General features: G+C 65.0%; 17 protein-coding genes. 8 read left to right on the top strand and 9 right to left on the bottom strand.

Features of this window, described 5'->3' with window-relative positions:
• Window positions 1-5: 5 nt before the first annotated feature.
• The 3 genes from GN330_RS01515 to GN330_RS01505 all read right to left on the bottom strand — a co-directional run bounded on the left by GN330_RS01515 (window position 6) and on the right by GN330_RS01505 (window position 4,732).
• A complete protein-coding gene (locus GN330_RS01515; protein WP_156710801.1) occupies window positions 6-965 on the bottom strand; it encodes an ABC transporter permease in 960 nt (319 codons plus the stop codon).
• 15 nt (window positions 966-980) lie between these two features.
• The gene (locus GN330_RS01510) at window positions 981-2,570 is read right to left on the bottom strand and encodes an ABC transporter substrate-binding protein (RefSeq protein WP_156710800.1); all 1,590 of its coding nucleotides are present in this window, start codon (window positions 2,568-2,570) and stop codon (window positions 981-983) included.
• 152 nt (window positions 2,571-2,722) lie between these two features.
• Window positions 2,723-4,732, bottom strand: coding sequence for a CocE/NonD family hydrolase (locus tag GN330_RS01505; RefSeq protein WP_156710799.1), 2,010 nt, complete (start codon window positions 4,730-4,732; stop codon window positions 2,723-2,725).
• 86 nt (window positions 4,733-4,818) lie between these two features.
• Between GN330_RS01505 and GN330_RS01500 the strand changes: the two genes are divergently transcribed.
• Window positions 4,819-5,343, top strand: a complete 525-nt coding sequence (locus GN330_RS01500) for a YybH family protein (RefSeq protein WP_156710798.1) — start codon at window positions 4,819-4,821, stop codon at window positions 5,341-5,343.
• 15 nt (window positions 5,344-5,358) lie between these two features.
• On the opposite strand, the gene GN330_RS01495 is transcribed toward GN330_RS01500, so the two are convergent.
• Genes GN330_RS01495 through puuE form a run of 4 tightly spaced genes read right to left on the bottom strand, consistent with a single transcriptional unit; the run spans window position 5,359 to window position 8,745 of the window.
• The gene (locus tag GN330_RS01495) at window positions 5,359-5,952 is read right to left on the bottom strand and encodes a nucleoside deaminase (RefSeq protein ID WP_156710797.1); all 594 of its coding nucleotides are present in this window, start codon (window positions 5,950-5,952) and stop codon (window positions 5,359-5,361) included.
• Window positions 5,949-6,458, bottom strand: a complete 510-nt coding sequence (locus GN330_RS01490; protein WP_156710796.1) for an ureidoglycolate lyase — start codon at window positions 6,456-6,458, stop codon at window positions 5,949-5,951. Before GN330_RS01490 ends, GN330_RS01495 begins: the two co-directional genes overlap by 4 nt.
• Window positions 6,455-7,291, bottom strand: a complete 837-nt coding sequence (locus GN330_RS01485) for a bifunctional allantoicase/(S)-ureidoglycine aminohydrolase (protein ID WP_197434982.1) — start codon at window positions 7,289-7,291, stop codon at window positions 6,455-6,457. The genes GN330_RS01490 and GN330_RS01485 overlap by 4 nt, the downstream gene beginning before the upstream one ends.
• An 11-nt stretch (window positions 7,292-7,302) precedes the next feature.
• Window positions 7,303-8,745 carry an allantoinase PuuE gene (puuE, locus tag GN330_RS01480; protein WP_156710794.1) on the bottom strand — a complete coding sequence of 481 codons (1,443 nt, stop codon included), beginning with the start codon at window positions 8,743-8,745 and terminating at the stop codon, window positions 7,303-7,305.
• A gap of 211 nt (window positions 8,746-8,956) precedes the next feature.
• Between puuE and uraH the strand changes: the two genes are divergently transcribed.
• From uraH to xdhC, 4 genes are read left to right on the top strand one after another with little or no spacing between them, the layout of a single operon-like run.
• Window positions 8,957-9,319 (top strand): hydroxyisourate hydrolase, encoded by a 363-nt coding sequence (gene uraH, locus GN330_RS01475; protein ID WP_156710793.1) that lies wholly within the window; start codon window positions 8,957-8,959, stop codon window positions 9,317-9,319.
• A 3-nt stretch (window positions 9,320-9,322) separates the two neighbouring features.
• Window positions 9,323-10,795 carry a xanthine dehydrogenase small subunit gene (xdhA, locus tag GN330_RS01470; RefSeq protein WP_156710792.1) on the top strand — a complete coding sequence of 491 codons (1,473 nt, stop codon included), beginning with the start codon at window positions 9,323-9,325 and terminating at the stop codon, window positions 10,793-10,795.
• Window positions 10,796-10,811: 16 nt separating this feature from the next.
• Window positions 10,812-13,157: a xanthine dehydrogenase molybdopterin binding subunit gene (xdhB, locus tag GN330_RS01465; RefSeq protein WP_156710791.1), complete on the top strand. Its 2,346-nt coding sequence runs from the start codon at window positions 10,812-10,814 to the stop codon at window positions 13,155-13,157.
• A 44-nt stretch (window positions 13,158-13,201) separates the two neighbouring features.
• A complete protein-coding gene (gene xdhC, locus GN330_RS01460) occupies window positions 13,202-14,053 on the top strand; it encodes a xanthine dehydrogenase accessory protein XdhC (protein ID WP_156710790.1) in 852 nt (283 codons plus the stop codon).
• A gap of 246 nt (window positions 14,054-14,299) precedes the next feature.
• On the opposite strand, the gene GN330_RS01455 is transcribed toward xdhC, so the two are convergent.
• Window positions 14,300-15,214 (bottom strand): LysR family transcriptional regulator, encoded by a 915-nt coding sequence (locus GN330_RS01455; RefSeq protein WP_156710789.1) that lies wholly within the window; start codon window positions 15,212-15,214, stop codon window positions 14,300-14,302.
• Between the two features lie 138 nt (window positions 15,215-15,352).
• Between GN330_RS01455 and GN330_RS01450 the strand changes: the two genes are divergently transcribed.
• The 3 genes from GN330_RS01450 (at window position 15,353) to otnI (ending at window position 18,775) form a co-directional block, all read left to right on the top strand.
• Window positions 15,353-16,579: a urate hydroxylase PuuD gene (locus GN330_RS01450; RefSeq protein WP_156710788.1), complete on the top strand. Its 1,227-nt coding sequence runs from the start codon at window positions 15,353-15,355 to the stop codon at window positions 16,577-16,579.
• Window positions 16,576-17,880 (top strand): guanine deaminase, encoded by a 1,305-nt coding sequence (gene guaD, locus GN330_RS01445; protein ID WP_156710787.1) that lies wholly within the window; start codon window positions 16,576-16,578, stop codon window positions 17,878-17,880. The genes GN330_RS01450 and guaD overlap by 4 nt, the downstream gene beginning before the upstream one ends.
• A gap of 106 nt (window positions 17,881-17,986) precedes the next feature.
• Window positions 17,987-18,775: a 2-oxo-tetronate isomerase gene (gene otnI / locus GN330_RS01440; RefSeq protein WP_156710786.1), complete on the top strand. Its 789-nt coding sequence runs from the start codon at window positions 17,987-17,989 to the stop codon at window positions 18,773-18,775.
• Between the two features lie 26 nt (window positions 18,776-18,801).
• Here the strand turns inward: otnI and GN330_RS01435 are convergent, their stop codons facing one another.
• On the bottom strand, window positions 18,802-19,776 hold the full coding sequence (locus tag GN330_RS01435) for a WD40 repeat domain-containing protein (RefSeq protein WP_156710785.1): 975 nt from the start codon (window positions 19,774-19,776) through the stop codon (window positions 18,802-18,804).
• Window positions 19,777-19,795 lie beyond the last annotated feature (19 nt).

Below are 19,795 nucleotides of genomic sequence, written 5' to 3'. Positions count from 1 at the left end.
CGCCCTCACTTCGGGTGCCTGAGGCGCGGATTGGCGAGGATCGCCGTGATATCCGCGATGATGTTCAGACTGATATAGACGGCGGCGAAGATCAGTCCGACCGCCTGCACCACCGGCACGTCGCGCTTGGCGACATGGTCGACGAGATATTGGCCGAGGCCCGGATAGACGAAGATAACCTCCACCACGACAACGCCGACCACCAGGAACGCGAGGTTAAGCATGACCACATTGACGATCGGCGCGATCGCGTTGGGAAAGGCATGTTTGCGGATGATGTCGAAGGCTGATAGCCCCTTGAGTTCGGCGGTTTCGATATAGGCCGACTGCATGACGTTGAGGATCGCGGCGCGCGTCATGCGCATCATGTGCGCGAGCACGACCAGGACCAGAACGGTAGTCGGCAGGACGATCGCCCGCAGCTTGTCGAGCAAGGGCATGCCGTCATAGACGGTGGAGATCGACGGAAACCATTGCAACTTCACGGCAACGAAGAAGATCAGCAGATACCCGACGAAGAATTCCGGCAGCGAGGTGGAGGCGAGCGCGAAACCGGAGATCGCCTTGTCGATCGGGCCGTTGCGATAGCGAACCGCGAGCAGACCCAGGATGATGGCGAGCGGGACCGATACGACCGCTGCCCAAAAGGCGAGGAACAGCGTGTTCCATAGCCGTGGCATCAGCGTGGTGGCGATGTCCTGGCGCGTCGTCAGCGCGGTGCCGAGGTCGCCGGTCAGAACGCCACCGAGCCAGGCGAAATAACGTACGACGGCAGGGTCGTTCAGGCCCAGTTCCTTACGCAGATTGGCAAGCGCCTCAGGGGTCGCTTGATTGCCGAGGATCGACTGGGCAACGTCGCCGGGAAGAATTTGGGTGCCGACGAAGATGAGGACCGAGACGGCCAGGAGGAGAACGACGCCCAGCGCGATGCGCTGGGCGATGAGAGTTGCGATGGATGAGCCCATTGGTCAACGGCCCTCTCAGGCCGTTAGCCAACACTTTGCAAGGGCGTAGCCGTCCATCAGTTCGGCCGCCGGGTGGGGTTCCCAGCCGTCGATCTTGTCGGTCGAGGCGTCGATGAAGTCGTTGAACATCGGCAGGATCAGGCCGCCCTCGTCGCGGACCATGACCGCGGCGTCGCGATACATGGCCTTGCGCTTGGTCTCGTCGAGCTGGGCGCGCGCTTCCATGATAAGCTTGTCGAATTCCGGCCGCAGGAAGCGAGTGTCATTCCAGTCTGCGGTCGAGATGTAGGCGGTGGAATACATCTGGTCCTGCGTCGGACGGCCGCCCCAATAGGATTCGCAGAAGGGTTGCTTGTTCCACACCTCCGACCAGTAGCCGTCGCCAGGCTCGCGCTTGACATCGATGGTGATGCCGGCCTTGGCGCAGCTCTGTTGATAGAGTTGTGCGGCGTCGACCGCGCCGGGGAAGGCGACGTCGGAGGTTCGTAGCAGCACCGGGCCGTCATGGCCGGATTTCTTGAAATGAAAGGCGGCCTTGTCCGGGTCGTAGGGACGCTGCTCGACATCGTCGGAGAACAGCGGATAGGCCGCGTTGATCGGGAAATCATTGCCGACCGAGCCGTAGCCGCGCAGGATCTTCTCCACCATTTCCTCGCGGTTCATCGCGTATTTCAACGCCATCCGCAAATCGTTGTTGTCGAAGGGCGCTGTGTTGCAATGCATGATGAAGACGTAGTGACCCCGGCCCGACACGTTCTGGATGGTCACGCCCGGCACGCGCTTGACCAGGTCGACGATCTTCGGCTCGACGCGATTGATCAGGTGCACCTGGCCGCCCTGCATCGCGGCGGTGCGCGCGGTGGCGTCGTTGATGACGATGATCTCGATCTGGTCGGCGAAGCCCATCTTGTCGCCTTGCCAGTAATTGGCGAACCGCTCGCCGCCATGGCGCACGCCGGGTTCGTTGACCGTAACCTTGTAAGGACCGGCCGAGATGCCGGCGTCCGGCTTGTCCTTGCCGCCGTTCGGCTGGATGATCAAATGATAATCGGCCATCAAGTAGGGCAGATCGGCATTGGCCTCCTTGAGCGTGACGACGACGTCGTTGCCGTCGACCTTCATGGACTCAATGCCCTTCATGATGCCGAGCGCGCCGGACTTGGAATCCTCGTTGGAGTGGCGCTCGAGCGTGGCGAGCACGTCGTCGGCCGTGACCGATTTGCCGTTGTGGAACTCGATGCCGTCGCGGATCTTGAAGGTCCACACCTTGGCGTCGTCGGACGCGCCGACTTCCTCGGCGATACGGTTCTCGAGCCCGCCATCCGGCGTCAGCGCGACGAGATATTCGCCCCAGCTTTTGCCGAAGGTGAACGGTACCTGCGACAGGAAGCTCGCCGGATCGAGACTGTTGGTCGCCTCGCCGCCCTGCATGCCGGCCTTGATGATGCCGCCTTTCTGCGGACCGGCGGCCTTTGCCGCGCCGCCAAGCAGCGTATTGGCGAAGGATGCCGTGACGCCGAGCGCGGCGGCGCGGCCCAGAAAGTCACGTCGGCTAAGTTTGCCGACAGCGACGCGATGGCTCAGATATTTGAGTTCTTCCGACATGGCATGCTCCTCACTCTGTTTGGTTTCCCGCGGGCCGATTGTCCGACCTCTATTTGATAGGAATATTGGCGCTATCGCTGCGCATACCGCAAGACCGAATGCGACATTCCCTGGCGTAAATGGCGAGGCGCCATTTACGGGTGACTATTCCGTTAGATGAAATCGCGGTTGATTTTATTGGCAAAACTTTGCGAAAAGCGCAACTCCTCATCCTCAAATGCCTCGATGTGCCCTGACAAAAAGAAATGCCCGCGATCCGCGTGCATGGTCGTGAACGTCTCCGTGCGCACCGACCAGTCGCCGCGGCGCAGCGTCTCGGTCCAATGGGTTTCGCCGCGCGCGGATAACGCGTCGTCTGGGCGTATCGACCATTTTTCACGGGCGACGCTTCCCGCCTCCAGGCCATGGACGCGGTCGCGAAAGGCGCCGAAATCGTCCTCGATGACCACGCTCACGGTTCCCGTCTCCGGATCGCGCTCTACCCTGCGGTTGTTGGACGGTGCGCGCAGCGTGTCGGCCGACCACGCCGGTGCGCCTTCGGGCTCGCGGAACTCGATCTCGTTGCCGGTGCCGGGCGTGCGCACCGGCAGGGTAAGCCTGCCCTCATTCAGGGTGAGTTCGACCGGTTCTGGCGACGGCCAGACCAGCGGCCAGTAGGCGCTTGAGATCGCCAGGCGCAGCCGGTGGCCGGGCTTGAGCGAATATGCGATGTCGTCGAGCCGCAGCGTGGTAGCCATGGGCTCACCGGGAAGGATGTCCTCGGGGCGTTCGTGCGAGGTGCGATGGCATAGATTGAGAACGCCGTAGGTGATGCGGGTCGACGCGCCGTCGGGCTGGATGTCGCACAGCCTGACCGCGACCATGGCGCGCGGTCGATCGGCAGAAAGGGTCAGCGAGACGACCGGCGTGCCGACGATGTCGAACGCCGCATCGACCGGCCGGCCGTCGAAGCAGAGCGCGCGCGCGTCGTCGTGGCGCTGGTCGCCGGGCAGGTCGGGACCGAGCCAGATCGCGCAGTATTTGCCGCCGAACAATCCGCAATCCTGTGGCGAGGCGATTTTCGCCTCGAAGGCCGGCGGGGCATCGTCCGCGAGCCCGCCCGTCCCGTCGAGAAACAGATCGCGGGTTGCGATCGCCGGCGAAGGCCAATGCGGCTCCGCGATCCAGCGGCCGGGCCGCTCGTCGTACCAGTCGCGCGGCGGCACCGAATCCATCAGGTAAAGACGCATCGCCGGATCGTCCTCGACGCCGGTGTCACGCCCCTTCAGCCAGCGATCCCACCAGCGCAATGCTTCCTGCAGGAAGCCGATGGCGGGTTCGGGAATAGCGAAATGCGGATATTTGTGGATCCACGGGCCGACAATGCCCTTCACCGGTGCGTTTTCGATGCCGCCAACGAGTCGCGACACCGCATTCTTGTAGGCGTCGCCCCAGCCACCGACGACAAGGGTGGCGGCCCTGATGGCGGAATAATCCTCGCAGACCGAGCCGTGTTTCCAATAGGCGTCGCGGGTCTGGTGGTTGAGCCAGATCGCCGGCAGGAACGGCTCGTTGTCGAGCCGGTCGAGCCACATGGCGCGCCAGTTTTCGCCGACGAGGGCGGGGTCGGGCGGGCGCGACGAATAAGACAGCATGGTCGCGCCCCAACCCTGATTTTCGTTCAAAAGCAGGCCGCCCTTGTAGTGGATGTCGTCGGCGTAACGGTCGTCGGTCGAACACAGCGTGACGATCGCCTTCAGCGCCGGCGGCTGGAGCGCGGCGACTTGCAGGGCGTTGAAGCCGCCCCAGGAGATTCCCATCATGCCGACATCGCCGCTGCACCAGGGTTGCGCGGCCGCCCAGGCGATCACCGCGCAGGCGTCGGCGAGTTCCTGTTCGGTGTATTCGTCCGCCATCAGGCCTTCGGAATCACCGGTGCCGCGCATGTCGACGCGCAGGCAGGCATAACCGTGGCCGGCGAGATACGGATGGGTCAGGCAGTCGCGCGCGGTGGTGCCGTCGCGCTTGCGATAGGGCAGGTGTTCCAGGATCGCCGGAACCGGATCGGCCTCGGCGTCCTCGGGCACCCACACGCGCGCCGACAGCCGGCAGCCGTCAGGCATGAAAATGCCTATATCGGCAAACTCGACGACCTTGCGGGGAAATTCGGTGACTGTCTTCATGCCTGCTTCGCTCCACGCCTCGCCTGCCAAAAAGGCCGTTGTTAAGGAAGGCATGCGCCAGGCTTTTTGCGCAAGCTCTGTCTCGCATGGGGCAAGGCGCGGCCGGTTGGCGTGGCCGGGGAATTGAAATCTTCGAACCCTCGCCGCATGATCACCGGGGTGTCCAGGGGGAAGCGATGCCGTATCCGAAACTGATCGCCGTCTATCTGCTTGTGGTCCTCGCCCCAATGCCGGTGGCCGCGCAGGACAATCCGATTGTCGCGCGCATCGAAGCGTTCCAGGCCGCCTACAACGCGAAAGACGCGCAAGGTATCGCTGGCTTCTATACCGAACGGGGCGCCCTGCTGCCGCCGCAGAGCAAGGCGCTGGTCGGCCGCGAACCGATCGCGGCGCACTATGCGTCGGCGTTCGGCCAGGGTGTGGGCGCGCTCGAAGTCAGAATACTCGAGATCGACCAGGTCGGACCGTCGACGGCGGTCGAGATCGGCGAAACCAGCGTCAAAGCCGGCGGGCGGACGGTCCACGGCCGCTACCTGCATGTCTGGAAGAAGGTGGGCGAGGACTGGATGCTCGACCGCGACATCTATCACGTGCTCGGCGTCTCGAAGTAGCGCCGGCGTCACGCGTCAGTTCAGCGGAATGTCGTTGCCGGATTTGCCGGACTGATAGGCCGCCGAAAGCGCGTCGTAGCCGGCGGCGATGGCGGCGATGCGCACTTGCAGAACAGTGCGTTCGGTCTCGGGCGAGGCCTCGACCAGCCGGCGGATCGCGTGGCCGGTCCAGTAGGCGTTTTTCGCATTGTAGCCGCCGGGATCGAGCGTGAAGACCTCCTTCAGAATCTTCAAATCGTGCGGGATGGCGAAGGAATCGCGCGAATCCTCGTGGCTGAACAGGAAGTAGAAATTGTCGAAACCGGTCCAGGTGATCGCCGACAGGCACAGCGAACAGGGTTCGTGCGTGGCCACGAAGATGCAGTCGGCGGTATCGGGACGCCGGTCCTGCGGCAATTCGTAAAACCGCTTCAGCGCGTGCACCTCGCCGTGCCAGAGCGGGTTTTCGATCTCGTTGTTGGTCTCGGCGACGACCACCGAGAGGTCGGATTTCCTTAAGATCGCCGCGCCGAACAGCTTGTTGCCGGCACGCACGCCAGCGGCCGTTTTGGGCATGATGTCCTGCTCGATCACGTCGAGCAGGCGCGCGATCAGCGCGGCGTCGTTCATCGGTTTCGAGCCTCCGGCAGACGCACTTCCCACGGCGCGTCGAAGAAGAATTCCTCCAGGTTGGAGCCGTCGCCGCCGCGATCGACGACCAGGAAGTCCTGCGGCGCGCCGATCGGCGTCAGCACGGCATGCCAGGTGTTGCGGCGGTAATTGACGCCCTGGCCGGGCGCGGTCACGAAGGCATGCGGCGCGCCGGGTCCCTCGGGCCCGTCGGCACACACCACGACGAGAAACGGCGCCGGCGACAGCGGCATGAAGGCCTGGCTGCCGAACGGATGGCGCTCGACCATGCCGAGCTTCAGGGGAAAGGCGTAGGGCGTGGCCTTGAAGATCGAGACGAGAACGCGCGCGTTCGGGCCTGTGGCCTCGACCCGGGCGAGATCGTGATAGCGTTCGCACTTGCCGTTGTTGATCGAAAAATGGTTCGGCCAGTCGGTGTCGAGCACGTCGCCGAAGGCGGTGAAGGCCTCGCGGGTCAGCGGCTGGGCGGTGACGGCGCGCGTCATCGCGGCGCGATCCCGCCGAGAGCCATGTGGCGGTTGACGTCCTTGTAGAGCAGATAGCGGAACTTGCCCGGCCCGCCGGCGTAACAGGCCTGGGGGCAGAAGGCGCGCAGCCACATATAGTCGCCCGCCTCGACCTCGACCCAGTCCTGGTTCAGCCGATAGACCGCCTTGCCCTCCAGCACGTAGAGCCCGTGCTCCATGACATGGGTCTCGGCGAAGGGAATAACCCCGCCCGGCTCGAGCGTGACGATGGTGACGTGCATGTCGTGGCGCATGTCGGCCGGATCGACGAAACGCGTGGTGGCCCACACCCCATTGGTGTCGGGCATTGGTGTCGGGGCGATCGCGGCCTCGTCGGCGAAAAACGCCTCGGGCACGTCGATCCCCTCGACGCGCTCATAGGCTTTGCGGATCCAGTGGAACCGCACCGGCGCGCCGCTTTGGTTGCGCGCGCTCCAGCCGCAATCGGGCGGCAGGTAGCCGAACCAGCCGGGGCCGAGCGTGTGGCGGTCGCCGCCGACGGTGACGGTCAGTTCGCCCTCGACGACGAACAGGGCGCCCTCGGCGCCGGCGTCGGGCTCGGGGCGGTCGCTGCCGCCGCCCGGCGCGACCTCCATGATATATTGTGAAAACGTCTCCGAAAAACCCGACATCGGCCGCGACAGAACCCAGCAGCGGGTCTCGTCCCAGAACGGCAGCAGGCTGGTGACGATGTCGCTCATCACGCCTTTCGGGATCACCGCGTAGGCGTCGGTGAACACCGCACGGCCGGTCAGCAAGTCGGTTTGCGGGGGCAGGCCGCCACGCGGCGCATAATAGGGGCGGTTGCTCATCGTGACATCCCTCATAGCGGCAGAAGGTCCCTCAGCCTCAGCAGCGCGATGCGCTCCACCTGTGTGCAGGCGGTGGCGAATTCGGTCGCGCGATCATTGTCGACGCGCGCCTCGAACACAGCCAGGATCTTGTCCTTGGTCAGCCCCTTGACGGCGATGATGAACGGGAAGCCGAACTTCTCGACATAGGCGGTGTTGAGCTCGGTAAAGCGGGCGCGCTCGGTGTCGGTCAGCGCGTCGAGCCCGGCCGAGGCCTGTTCCTTGCTGGATTCGGCCGTCAGCCGCTTGGCCTGGGCGAGCTTGCCGGCAAGGTCGGGGTGCGCGGTCAAAACGCCGAGGCGTTCGTCCTTGCTGGCGGAGCGGAACATGCGGCACAGTGCGTTGTGCAGGCCGCCGGCCGTGTCGTGCGCCGGGCCGAGCTCGAGCATGAAGGCGCGTTCGGCGATCCAGGGCGAGTGCTCGAAGATCGAGCCGAACCGCTCGACGAACTCGGGGCCGCCCATGCGCGAGGGCCGCAGCGCCGGCGCCTGGTAGGGATGGTGCTCGGCCCAGTGGCGGGCGATGTCGATGCGCCGCGCGATCCAGACCCGCTCGTGATTGGCGACATAGTCGATAAAGCGTTTCAGCGCCGCGGCGCGGCCGGGCCGACCGATCAGCCGGCAATGCAGGCCTATGTTGAGCATCCCGGGCCGGCCGTTGCGGCCCTCCTCGTACAGCGTATCGAAGGCATCCTTGAGATAGGCGAAGAACTGGTCGCCGGAATTGAAGCCCTGCGGCGTGGCGAAACGCATGTCGTTGGCGTCGAGCGTATAGGGGATGACGAGTTGCGGCGCGATCGCGTTGCCCTGGCCGTCATGGTCGAGCCAATAGGGCAGTTCGTCGTCATAGGTGTCGGAAACATAGGCAAAACCGCCTTCTTCCGCCGCGAGCCTGACCGAATTGACCGAAGTGCGGCCGAGATAGATGCCCGCGGGGCGCTCGCCGACCACCTCGGTGTGCAGCCTGACCGCCTCGTCGAGATCCGCGCGCTCGTCTTTGGGCGCATGGTCGCGATAATCGATCCAGCGCAGCCCGTGCGTGGCGATCTCCCAGTCGGCCTCGCGCATGGCCGCCACCTGGTCGGGCGAACGGGAGAGCGCGGAGGCGACGCCGTAAACGGTGACCGGCACCTTTGCCTGGGTGAACAGACGGTGCAGGCGCCAGAAACCGACCCGCGCGCCATATTCGTAGATCGATTCCATGTTCCAGTGGCGCATGCCGGCCCATGGCGCCGCGCCGACGATTTCCGACAAAAAGGCTTCAGAGGCCGCGTCGCCGTGCAGAACGCAGTTTTCGCCGCCCTCCTCGTAATTGACGACAAACTGGACGCACACATGGGCGCCGTCCGGCCATTTCGGGTCGGGCGGGTTCGCGCCGTAGCCGCGCATGTCGCGTGGATATCGTGTCGGCCGCATCGCTATACTGTCTACCTTCCGGACGGAAATTTCAGCTCTTCATGTTCAGAGTATCAAAGGGCCGTGGCGTGATTGCCCCAAAAAAATTTGAAAGTCTTTTCAAAGCGCTTCCGCCGGTTGAACCTTATGCGCGACCGCGATTTGCTGCACAATCGCAATGCTGGGGTCAAAGCTCCGGCGAGTTCGCGGCGATGGGAGAGGACGGCGAGGAATGGCGGCAAGTGAAGGACGTTTGACAACGCATGTGCTCGACACGGCGACCGGCAAGCCGGCAGCCGGCCTGTCGATCACGCTCTACCGCATCGAGGGCGAACGCCGGACCCATCTCAAAACCGTCTCGACCAATGCTGACGGACGCTGCGACACGCCGATGCTGGCCGGCGACGCGTTCGCGACCGGCCAGTACGAACTGGTGTTTTTTGCCGGCGACTATTTGCGCGCCAACGGTGCGGAGCTGCCGGAGCCGGCCTTTCTCGACGAGATCCCGTTGCGTTTCGGCATGGCCGAGACGAGCCATTATCATGTGCCGTTGCTGCTCTCGCCCTACGGCTACTCGACCTACAGGGGCAGTTGAACGATGACTGAAATCCGCTCCCAAATCCGCTTCATGCTCAACGGCGTCGAAACCGCGCTGTCGGACGTGCGCGCCGACGAGACCCTGCTTGATTACCTGCGCCTCAGGCGTTCGCTCAGGGGCACCAAGGAAGGCTGCGCTGAAGGCGATTGCGGCGCCTGCACGGTGCTGGTCGGCCGCCTGACCCCGGACGGCCTGATCTATGAAAGCGTCAATGCCTGCATCCGTTTCCTCGGCTCCGTGCACGGGTGTCACGTCGTCACGGTGGAGCACCTGAAGGGACAGGACGGCGCGTTGCATCCCGTGCAGCAGGCGATGGTCGATTTCCACGGCTCGCAATGCGGTTTCTGCACGCCGGGCTTCGTCATGTCGCTTTACGCCTTGTGGATGCGTCGCGCCGACCCGACGGAGGCCGATATCGAAAAGGCGCTGCAGGGCAATCTGTGCCGCTGCACGGGCTACCAGCCGATCGTCAAGGCCGCGCTCGCGATTTCCAGCTATGGCCGCGTCGACAGCGACGTGCTGGCCGGCGAACGGGCGCGTGTGGAAGCCGCGCTGAACGCGTTCAAGGACGGCGCGCGCGTGGAGATCGGCCAGGATGGACAGCGTCTCGTCATTCCGGCCAGCGTCGAGGATCTGGCCGCGGTTCTGGAGGCAGAGCCCACGGCGACGATCGTGGCCGGCGCGACCGATGTCGGACTGTGGGTGACCAAGTTCATGCGCGAGATCGCGCCGGCGGTGTTCATCGCCCATCTGGACGAACTGCATGCCACCTCGGAAACAGACGGCGTCATCTCGATCGGCGCCTGCGTGTCCTACACCGAAGCGTTTTCGGCCCTGTCGCGCCGGATCCCTGCTTTCGGTCCGCTGATCGACCGGATCGGCGGCGAGCAGGTGCGCAATATGGGCACGATCGGCGGCAATATCGCCAACGGCTCGCCGATCGGCGACACGCCTCCGCCGCTGATCGCGCTCGGCGCTACGTTGACCCTCCGCAAGGGCGAAAGCCGGCGCACCATCGCGCTCGAGGATTTCTTCATCGACTACGGCAAGCAGGACCGGCGGCCGGGCGAATTCGTCGAACGCATCGACGTACCGGTGCCCGACGAAGGCACGCACTACGCCGTCTACAAGCTGACCAAGCGGCGCGACGAGGACATCACCGCCGCGCTCGGCGCGTTCCATCTGACGCTCGCCGCCGACGGCACGGTGGCGGCGGTGCGGATCGCCTATGGCGGCATGGCTGCGACGCCCAAACGCGCCGCGGCGGTGGAGGCCGCGCTCACCGGAAAGCCATGGTCGAGCGAGACGGTGGAGGCCGCGCTCGACGCCTATGGGAAGGACTTCGCGCCGATCAGCGACATGCGCGCCTCGGCCGATTATCGCATGCTGGCCGCCCGCAATCTGCTTCGTCGGTTCCATCTGGAAACGACGAGCGGCGTGTCGGTGCAAGTGTCGCGTTACGAGGCGGCCTAGGCCAAGGGAGAGACCGATGAACAAGCACGCCACGGCCGACCTCAAAGCGACCCGCATTCTGGGCGGCGTCGCCACCGACCAGCGCCACGATTCCGCTCACAAGCATGTCACCGGCACGGCAGTCTATATCGACGATATGCCCGAGCCCGCGGGGCTGTTGCACGCCTGCCTCGGCCTGTCGACCGTGGCGCACGGTACGATCCGCTCGATCGATCTGTCCGCCGTTCGCGCCGCGCCCGGCGTGATCGACGTCTTGACCGGGCACGACATGCCCGGCTCCAACGATATCAGCCCGACGGGCCGCGCCGACGAACCGGTGCTCGCCACCGGCATCGTGCAGTTTTTCGGCCAGCCGGTATTCGCGGTGATTGCCGAGAGCCGGGAACAGGCCCGGCGCGCCTGCCGGCTGGCGAAGATCGACTATGACGAAAAACCGTTCGTCACCGATGTGTGGGACATGGATCGCCGGGCGGGCAAGCTGGTCACTGATCCGCTGACGCTCAAGCGCGGCGACGCCGCGGCCGCGATCGAGGCGGCGCCGCGGCGCATCAAGGGCACGATGCGGCTTGGCGGCCAGGACCATTTCTATCTCGAGGGCCAGATCGCGCTGGCCGTGCCGGGCGAGGACATGGACGTCACCGTCTTTTCCTCGACCCAGCATCCGAGCGAAGTGCAGCACATGGTGGCGCATGTGCTTGGGGTGCCCTCGCATGCCGTCACCGTCGAAATCCGGCGCATGGGCGGCGGGTTCGGCGGCAAGGAAACACAGGGCAACCAGTTCGCCGCGCTCGCCGCGGTGGCGGCCAAGAAGCTCGGCCGGGCGGTCAAAATCAGGCCCGACCGCGACGACGACATGACCGCGACCGGCAAGCGGCACGATTTCGTCATCGACTACGAGGTCGGTTTCGACGACGAGGGCACGATACTGGGCGTCGACTATTTCTATGCCGCCCGTTGCGGGTTTTCCTCCGACCTGTCCGGCCCGGTGACCGACCGGGCGCTATTTCATTGCGACAACACCTATTATTACCCGGCCGTGCGCGCCCAGTCGGCGCCGCTCTACACCAATACCGTTTCCAACACCGCTTTTCGGGGGTTCGGCGGTCCGCAGGGCATGATCGGGTGCGAGCGCGTGGTCGACGAGATCGCCTTCGCGCTTGGCAAGGACCCGCTGGATATCCGCAGGAAGAATTTTTACGGCACCACGGACCGCAACGTCACGCCCTATCACCAGACGGTGGAGGACAACATCATCCACCGGCTCGTCGACGAGCTCGAGGAGAGCGCCGACTATCAGGGCCGGCGGCGCGCGATCGCCGATTTCAACGCCGGCTCGTCGGTTATCAAGCGCGGCCTGGCGCTGACGCCGTTGAAATTCGGCATTTCCTTCACCGCCACCCATTTCAACCAGGCCGGCGCGCTGGTGCATGTCTATGCCGACGGTTCGGTGCATCTCAACCATGGCGGCACCGAGATGGGGCAAGGGCTCTATGTCAAGATCGCGCAGATCGTGGCCGAGGAGTTCCAGATCGACATCGACCAGGTGAAGATCACCGCGACCACGACCGGTAAGGTGCCCAACACCTCGGCGACGGCGGCCTCTTCGGGTTCCGACCTCAACGGCATGGCCGCGCAGGCCGCCGCGCGCACGATCCGCGACCGGCTGTGCGATTTCGCCGCCGAAAAATACGGCGTGCCGCACGAGCAAATCGAGTTCCTGCCCAATCGGGTCAGGGTCGGCAATCAGGAAATCGCCTTCGGCGAGCTGACCCAGCAAGCCTATATGGCCCGTGTCCAGCTTTCGGCGACCGGCTTCTACAAGACACCGAAGGTGCGCTGGGACCGCGACAAGGGTGAAGGCCATCCGTTCTATTATTTCGCCTATGGTGCGGCCTGCGCGGAAGTCTCGATCGACACGTTGACCGGCGAATATGTGGTTGAGCGGACCGATATCCTGCACGAGACCGGACGATCGCTGAACCGGGCGATCGATATCGGCCAGATCGAGGGCGGCTTCATCCAGGGCATGGGTTGGCTGACGACGGAGGAACTCGTCTGGGACGACAAGGGCAGGCTGAGGACGCATGCGCCCTCGACCTACAAGATCCCGCTTGCGTCCGACCGGCCGAAAATCTTCAACGTTACGTTGGCCGACTGGCCGGAGGCGCACGAGCCGACCGTGCATCGCTCCAAGGCGGTCGGCGAGCCGCCCTTCATGCTGGCGATGTGCGTTTTGCACGCCCTGTCGGACGCGGTGGCTGCCGTCGGCGATCACACGGTCTGCCCGCGTCTCGACGCGCCGGCAACGCCCGAACGGGTGTTGATGGCGGTCGAGCGCGTGCGCGCCCAAACCGGAGCCTAGCCCGGGGATCGCCGGCAGGGGCATCTCGGGTTAGAATTGCGACCATGACGAAAACGACCGGAATCCTGCAATCCTTTCTCGATGCCTATCCGGCGGCGGCGAAGGTCGAAGTGACGGCGGCGAAGGGATCGACGCCGCGCGAGGAGGGCGCGTGGATGCTGGTTGCGCCGGACACTATTTTCGGCACGATCGGCGGCGGCCAGCTCGAATTCATGGCGATCGATGAGGCGCGGGCGCTGCTGCGCGCGGCTCCGGCCTCCAAAGCGGAACCGGCGAAGGTGCTCGACATCCCGCTCGGCCCCGAAATCGGGCAATGCTGCGGCGGCCGGGTCGGCCTGTCGATCGAGCGGGTCGGCGCGGCCTTGCGCGACAGGCTTCTCGCCAAAGCCCGGGCCGAGGACGAAACCTTGCCGCGCGTGCTGGCGTTCGGCGGCGGCCATGTCGGCCGGGCGCTGGCAGAGGCGCTCGTGCTTTTGCCGGTGCGCGCGACGGTGGCGGAGACCCGGGCCGACGCTATTGTCGGCTTTCCCGAAGGGGTCGAGACCCGCCTGACCGCCGTGCCGGAGGAACTCGTGCGTGCGGCGCCGGCCGGCGCGGCCTTCGTCGTTTTGACGCATGACCATGCGCTCGACTTCCTGATTGTGTCCGAGGCGCTGAAGCGCGGCGACGCCGCCTATGTCGGCATGATCGGCTCGGCGACCAAGAAGGCGACCTTCAGGAGTTGGTTCCTGAAAACGGCTGGTGGCAGCGAAGCCGAATTTTCGCGGCTGGTGACCCCGATCGGCGGCGACGGCGTGCGCGACAAGCGTCCCGCCGTCATTGCCGCGCTGGCCGCTGCGGAGATCATGACGGCTCTTGTGGCGGCGTTTCAGCCTTCTTCCTCCGCCTCACGCTGATCAGCAGCGAAACCAGGAAGAACAGCATAAAGCCGGGGATCGCCGAGGCGATGGCCGAGGCGGCGGCGCCCATTTCACAGCCCCCCGATGCGCCCGGCGTGCCGCAGGAAGGATCGAGCGCATAGCCAAGCGCGAGCACGCCGACAAAAACGAAGACGGGCAGGACGACGAGCCCGAGCAGGCCGAAAAGCGCCGCTTTCGCGATGATGCGGGCGATGAGCTACCTCCCCTGAAGCCAACCGGCGGTCAGTGACCGTCGAGAATGTCGCGGATCATACGCTGGCAGCGTTCGGCCATGAAGTCGAGCAGCAGGCGGACCTTGGGATCCTGATATTTCTTGTGCGGATAGACGGCGGCGAGTTGAACCGGGATCGGCGGCGTGTCGGTCATGATAGTTTTCAGCCGATGCTCGCGCAGAAACGGCTCAACCTCGAAGCGCGGTTTCATGACGATGCCATGGCCGGCGAGCGCCCAGCCGGTCAGCACGTCGCCGTCGTCGGAATCGTAGGGGCCGCGCACGTCCAGCTTACGCGGGCCGTCGGACGTGCGCACCGTCCAGAAATGTTCGCGCGCGCCCGGATAGCGCAGCATCAGACAATCATGCGCCAGAAGATCGTCCGGGCTTTTCGGCTCGCCGCGCTTGTCCAGATAGGACGGCGCCGCGACCAATACCCGCTCGCATTCGAGCACGCCGCGCATGCGCAGGCTGGAATCTTCGAGGACGCCAAGGCGGAAGGCGACGTCGATGCCCTCGCGCATCATGTCGACATCGTGGTCGGACAGCCTGAGCCGCACCTCGATGTCGGGGTAGCGGTCACGGAATTCGGGAATACCGGAGGCGAGCAGGCGCCGGCCGAGGCCGAGCGGCGCTGTGACACGGATGGTGCCGCGCGGCTGGCCCGACAGGGCGCTGACGGCCGCCTCGGCGTCGGCGACCGCGTCGAGTACTTTCTTGGCACCGTCATAAAAGACCCGGCCCTGCTCGGTCGGGGTCAGCTGGCGCGTGGTGCGGTTGAACAGACGCACGCCGAGATGTTTTTCAAGCTCCTTGATGCGGTTGGAGGCGACGGCCGGCGAAATGCGCATGTCGCGTCCCGCCGCGGAGAGGTTGCCGAGCTCCACCACGCGAACGAAAACGGCGACATTGTCGAGATAGGCCATGAAATGCCCCCGGCATGATCTGGATGACACGGCGGAGACTATTATTTTCCAGATTTTTTTGAAAGTGCTCGGTGACTGTGCCTCTTTTCGTTTGTGGCCGAGGCCGTAAAGTCACGCCGACGAGGAGGGCGTGTGTCGATGTACGATCTTGCGATTTTCTGGGATTGGCTGAGCTTCGCGATGCGATGGCTGCATGTGGTCACGGGCATCGCCTGGATCGGCTCGTCATTCTATTTCGTCGCGCTCGATCTCGGCCTGCGGCAGCGCCCGAACCTGCCGGAAGGCGCGTTCGGCGAGGAATGGCAGGTCCATGGCGGCGGCTTCTACCATGTCCAGAAATATCTGGTCGCGCCGGCGGAGATGCCGGAGCACCTGACCTGGTTCAAATGGGAGGCCTACGCCACCTGGCTCACCGGTTTTGCCATGCTCGCCATCGTCTACTACGCCGGCGCCGACCTTTACCTGGTCGACCGCAACGTGCTCGACGTGTCGGCGGGCACCGCGATCCTGATCTCGCTCGCCTCGCTGACGGTGGGCTGGGTCCTCTACGACCAGCTCTGCAAGTCGCCGCTGGCCAATAACGACACCACCTTGATGCTGGTTCTGTTCGTTATTCTGGTAGCGATGAGCTGGGGCTACACGCAGCTTTTCACCGGCCGCGCGGCTTTTTTGCATCTGGGCGCCTTCACCGCCACGATCATGTCGGCCAACGTGTTCATGATCATCATTCCCAACCAGAAGATCGTAGTCGCCGACCTGATCGCCGGACGCAAGCCGAACCCGAAATACGGCAAGATCGCCAAGACGCGTTCGCTGCACAACAACTACCTGACCCTGCCGGTCCTGTTCTTGATGCTGTCGAATCACTATCCGCTGGCGTTTGCGACCGAATTCAACTGGATCATCGCATCGCTGATTTTCCTGGTCGGCGTCCTGATCCGGCATTATTTCAACACTGTGCATGCCAGAAAGGGCAATCCGACCTGGACCTGGGCGCTGGCGACGATCCTGTTCATCATCATCATGTGGCTGTCGACCGTTCCGAAAGTTCTGACCGGCGAGGACAAGGCCGCCGCTGCTGCCGAACCCTTCATTACCTCGGCCCATTTTCCCGCCGTGCGCGATACGGTGCTCGGGCGCTGCTCGATGTGCCATACAGCGGAGCCGGTCTATGAAGGCGTCTACATCACGCCGAAGAATGTCCGGCTCGACACCGACGCCACGATCGCGGACAGGGCGCGCGAGATCTATCTGCAGGCCGGGCGCAGCCACGCCATGCCGCCTGGTAACGTCACCTATATGACCGACGAGGAGCGGGCGCTGATCGTTTCGTGGTTCGAAGAGGCGCGCGGATCCGGGCAATGAGTGAAATCTTGATCAGAGGGCGGGTGCTCTCCTTCCTGCGCGAACCGGTCGCTGGGGACGATCTCGCCGCCTGCCGGTACGAGGAAGACGGCGCCGTCTTCATCAAGCGCGGCAAGATTGTCGCTGCCGGCGATTTTTCGACCGTGTCGGCGGTGGCCGGCGACGCGCCGGTCACCGACCATCGGCCGCATCTGGTGCTGCCCGGCTTCATCGATGCCCATGCGCATTTTCCCCAAATGCAGATCATCGCCTCCTACGGCGCCGAACTGCTCGACTGGCTGAACGATTATACCTTTCCCGAGGAGACGAAATTCTCCGATGCCCAGCACGCGCGCCGGATCGCGCGGCTGTTCCTCGACGAAATGATCCGCCACGGCACGACGACGGTGGCGGCCTATTGTTCGGTGCACATGGCTTCGGCCGAGGCGTTTTTCGAGGAAAGCCATTCCCGCGATATGCTCAACATCGCCGGCAAAGTGATGATGGATCGTAACGCGCCCGCGGGCCTGATCGACACGCCGCAATCGGGTTATGAGGACTCCAAGGCGCTGATTGCGCAGTGGCACGGCAAGGGCCGGCAACTCTACGCGATCACGCCACGCTTCGCCATCACCTCGTCGCCGGAGCAGATGGAGATGGCCCAGGCGCTCGCCGCCGAACATCCCGACTGTCACGTTCAGTCGCATCTTTCCGAAAATCACGCCGAGATCCGCTGGGCCGAACAGCTCTACCCGCAGGCGAAGGACTATACCGACGTCTATGCCCGCTACGGGCTGTTGGGGCGCAAGAGCCTGTTCGGCCATTGCATCCATCTGAGCGATCGCGAGGCCGACGCGATGTCGGAAACCGGTTCGGTGGCGGTTTTCTGCCCGACCTCGAATCTTTTCCTCGGCTCGGGCCTGTTCGACTATCAGCGCTACCGCAAGCGCGAACGGCCGCTGCACGTGGCGGTGGCGACCGATGTCGGCGGCGGCACCAACTATTCCATGCTCAGGACGCTGGACGAGGGCTACAAGGTGATTGCGCTTCAGGGCGAGAAACTCAATCCGCTGGCCTCCTTCTGGCAGATGACGCGCGGCAATGCCGAGGCGTTGTCTATCGCCGAGCGGGCCGGCACGCTCGACGCGGGCACCGACGCCGACATCGTCGTGCTTGACGCCTGGGCGACGCCGACGATGCGTACCCGCATGGAAACGATCGACACGCTGTCGGAGGAACTGTTTCTCCTGCAGACGCTCGGCGACGACCGCGCCGTGCGCGAAGTCTATATCGCCGGCCGCGCCGCCAAGCTCGGAGACTGACGCGGGCCCTCCGGGATGTCGAACCGCGGGCGCCGACCGTTTGCGGCGTGGGGCAGGCATGCTGCCACGCGCGGAGGAACCATTCATATCGTGGGTCGAAGGAGCGATGCCCAGACTTGCTGCGAATTTGACGATGCTGTTCACCGAGGCGCCGTTTCTGGACCGGTTCGAGCGTGCCGCGCATGCTGGCTTCACGGCGGTCGAGTTCCTGTTTCCCTACGACCATGACGCGCGGGAGATCGCCGCCGCGCTCGAAGAAAACCGGCTCGACCTGGCGCTGTTCAACATGCCGCCGGGCGACTGGGCGGCGGGCGAGCGCGGGCTCGCAGTCGACCCGCGCCAGCGCGCGCGGTTTCACGAGGCTCTCGCCCTGGCGCTCGACTACGCCGCCGTGCTCGGCGCGCCGCTGATCCACTGCATGGCCGGCGTGGCGCCTAAGGAGATTGATCGCCGCGAACTGGAGGAGAATTTCACCGACAATCTCGCCCATGCCGCCGCCGAGGCGGCCAGGCGCGGCGTGCGGATCGTGATCGAACCGCTCAACCGGTTCGACATGCCGGGCTATTTTCTGGAGACCATGGCCGAGGCGGCCGCGATCCTCGACCGGGTCGGTTCGGACAATCTTTCCCTGCAATACGACATCTACCATCAAAGCCGGACCGGGGGCGAGATCGTGGCGACGTTCGAGCGTCACCGTGCGCGGATCGCCCATATCCAGATCGCCGGCAATCCGGGCCGGCACGAGCCCGACTGTGGCGAGGTCGACTATCGCGCCGTCCTGGCGGCGGTCGACGCGCGCGGTTATCCGGGTTTTGTCGGGTGCGAATACCGGCCGGCCGGACGGACCGAGGACGGGCTCGGCTGGGCGCGGGACTATCTCGAAAAGAAGGGTTGAGCTGGTACGCGCCGGCTTCGGCCGGCCTAACCGGCGACGTCGATCACGCCGCAATCGCCGGCCTCGGAGCCGAAGGCAACGCGGCGGCCTTCGCCGTCCCAGTCCAGCGCGGTGACCGCGCCCTTGCCCGGCCGTCGCAGCAGCACCTCCTTCTGGTCGGCGATGCGGGCTGCCAGTACCATGCCGTCGCCGAAGCCGATGGCGACGAATTCGTCGGTCGGATGGCAGGCGACCGCCGTGACCATGGTGTCGGCGCGCGTGCCGAGTTCGACCGGCGCCTTGCCCATCGGCCCGTCCTTGCCGGAAAACGGCCACACGATCGCGGCCGGCGCGCCGGAGGTGGCCAGCCAGCGCCCCTTCGCCGCCCAGGACCAGGATTTCACCTTGGCAGGATAGCCGCTCATGCGCATGTGTTTGCCGTCGGCGAGCTTCCAGCCATGCAGGGCGTTTTCCTGCATGGTGGTGACGAGAAAATTGCCGTCCGGGGAAAAGGTGATGCCGGTATGGGCGCCGTCCCAGGTCAACTCGACCGGCGTGCCGTCGGCGGCGGGGAAATGCAGCGTCGCGCCATTATAGCGGGCGACGCCGATGCGCATGCCTTTCGGCGCGAAGGCGACCCCCTCCACCGAGCGCGGATGGGCGAAATCGCGCAGGCGCCCGTCGGAAAAACGCACATAGGCGGTGCGGCCGGAGGCAAACGCCACCGCGCCCTGGGGACCACCGGCGAGCGCGGTAACCCATTTGCGGCCGATCGAGGCCAGCTCGCGCACCTCACCCTCAGGCGTGAGGGCGCAGACCCGTCCGTCCTCGCCCGCGGTCAGAAGCGTTTTGCCGTCGCTGGCCGGCGTCGCCGCCAACAGCCCGTCATGCGCTTCGATCGACTTGTGTCCGTTGTCGAGCCGGTGGACGATACCGTCGGCGAGCGCGAAGTGGGGTATGCCGGCGATCCAGCGGGCGCTCAGGCAATGGCCGTTGAGATCGAGAGGGGCGACAGTGGACATGGGTATCGGCGTTCCTGGG

Origin of the sequence: Nitratireductor arenosus, from assembly GCF_009742725.1 — a bacterium.
GTDB lineage: Bacteria > Pseudomonadota > Alphaproteobacteria > Rhizobiales > Rhizobiaceae > Mangrovimarina > Mangrovimarina arenosa.
The sequence above is the reverse complement of the archived record's forward strand: the minus strand, read 5'-3'. Positions and strand labels throughout refer to the sequence as shown.

Coding starts and splice junctions, on each gene's coding strand:
- GN330_RS01515 (WP_156710801.1), bottom strand. CDS start 965: ATGGGCTCATCCATCGCAACTCTCATCGCCCAGCGCATCGCGCTGGGC.
- GN330_RS01510 (WP_156710800.1), bottom strand. CDS start 2,570: ATGTCGGAAGAACTCAAATATCTGAGCCATCGCGTCGCTGTCGGCAAA.
- GN330_RS01505 (WP_156710799.1), bottom strand. CDS start 4,732: ATGAAGACAGTCACCGAATTTCCCCGCAAGGTCGTCGAGTTTGCCGAT.
- GN330_RS01500 (WP_156710798.1), top strand. CDS start 4,819: ATGGGGCAAGGCGCGGCCGGTTGGCGTGGCCGGGGAATTGAAATCTTC.
- GN330_RS01495 (WP_156710797.1), bottom strand. CDS start 5,952: ATGAACGACGCCGCGCTGATCGCGCGCCTGCTCGACGTGATCGAGCAG.
- GN330_RS01490 (WP_156710796.1), bottom strand. CDS start 6,458: ATGACGCGCGCCGTCACCGCCCAGCCGCTGACCCGCGAGGCCTTCACC.
- GN330_RS01485 (WP_197434982.1), bottom strand. CDS start 7,291: ATGAGCAACCGCCCCTATTATGCGCCGCGTGGCGGCCTGCCCCCGCAA.
- puuE (WP_156710794.1), bottom strand. CDS start 8,745: ATGCGGCCGACACGATATCCACGCGACATGCGCGGCTACGGCGCGAAC.
- uraH (WP_156710793.1), top strand. CDS start 8,957: ATGGCGGCAAGTGAAGGACGTTTGACAACGCATGTGCTCGACACGGCG.
- xdhA (WP_156710792.1), top strand. CDS start 9,323: ATGACTGAAATCCGCTCCCAAATCCGCTTCATGCTCAACGGCGTCGAA.
- xdhB (WP_156710791.1), top strand. CDS start 10,812: ATGAACAAGCACGCCACGGCCGACCTCAAAGCGACCCGCATTCTGGGC.
- xdhC (WP_156710790.1), top strand. CDS start 13,202: ATGACGAAAACGACCGGAATCCTGCAATCCTTTCTCGATGCCTATCCG.
- GN330_RS01455 (WP_156710789.1), bottom strand. CDS start 15,214: ATGGCCTATCTCGACAATGTCGCCGTTTTCGTTCGCGTGGTGGAGCTC.
- GN330_RS01450 (WP_156710788.1), top strand. CDS start 15,353: ATGTACGATCTTGCGATTTTCTGGGATTGGCTGAGCTTCGCGATGCGA.
- guaD (WP_156710787.1), top strand. CDS start 16,576: ATGAGTGAAATCTTGATCAGAGGGCGGGTGCTCTCCTTCCTGCGCGAA.
- otnI (WP_156710786.1), top strand. CDS start 17,987: ATGCCCAGACTTGCTGCGAATTTGACGATGCTGTTCACCGAGGCGCCG.
- GN330_RS01435 (WP_156710785.1), bottom strand. CDS start 19,776: ATGTCCACTGTCGCCCCTCTCGATCTCAACGGCCATTGCCTGAGCGCC.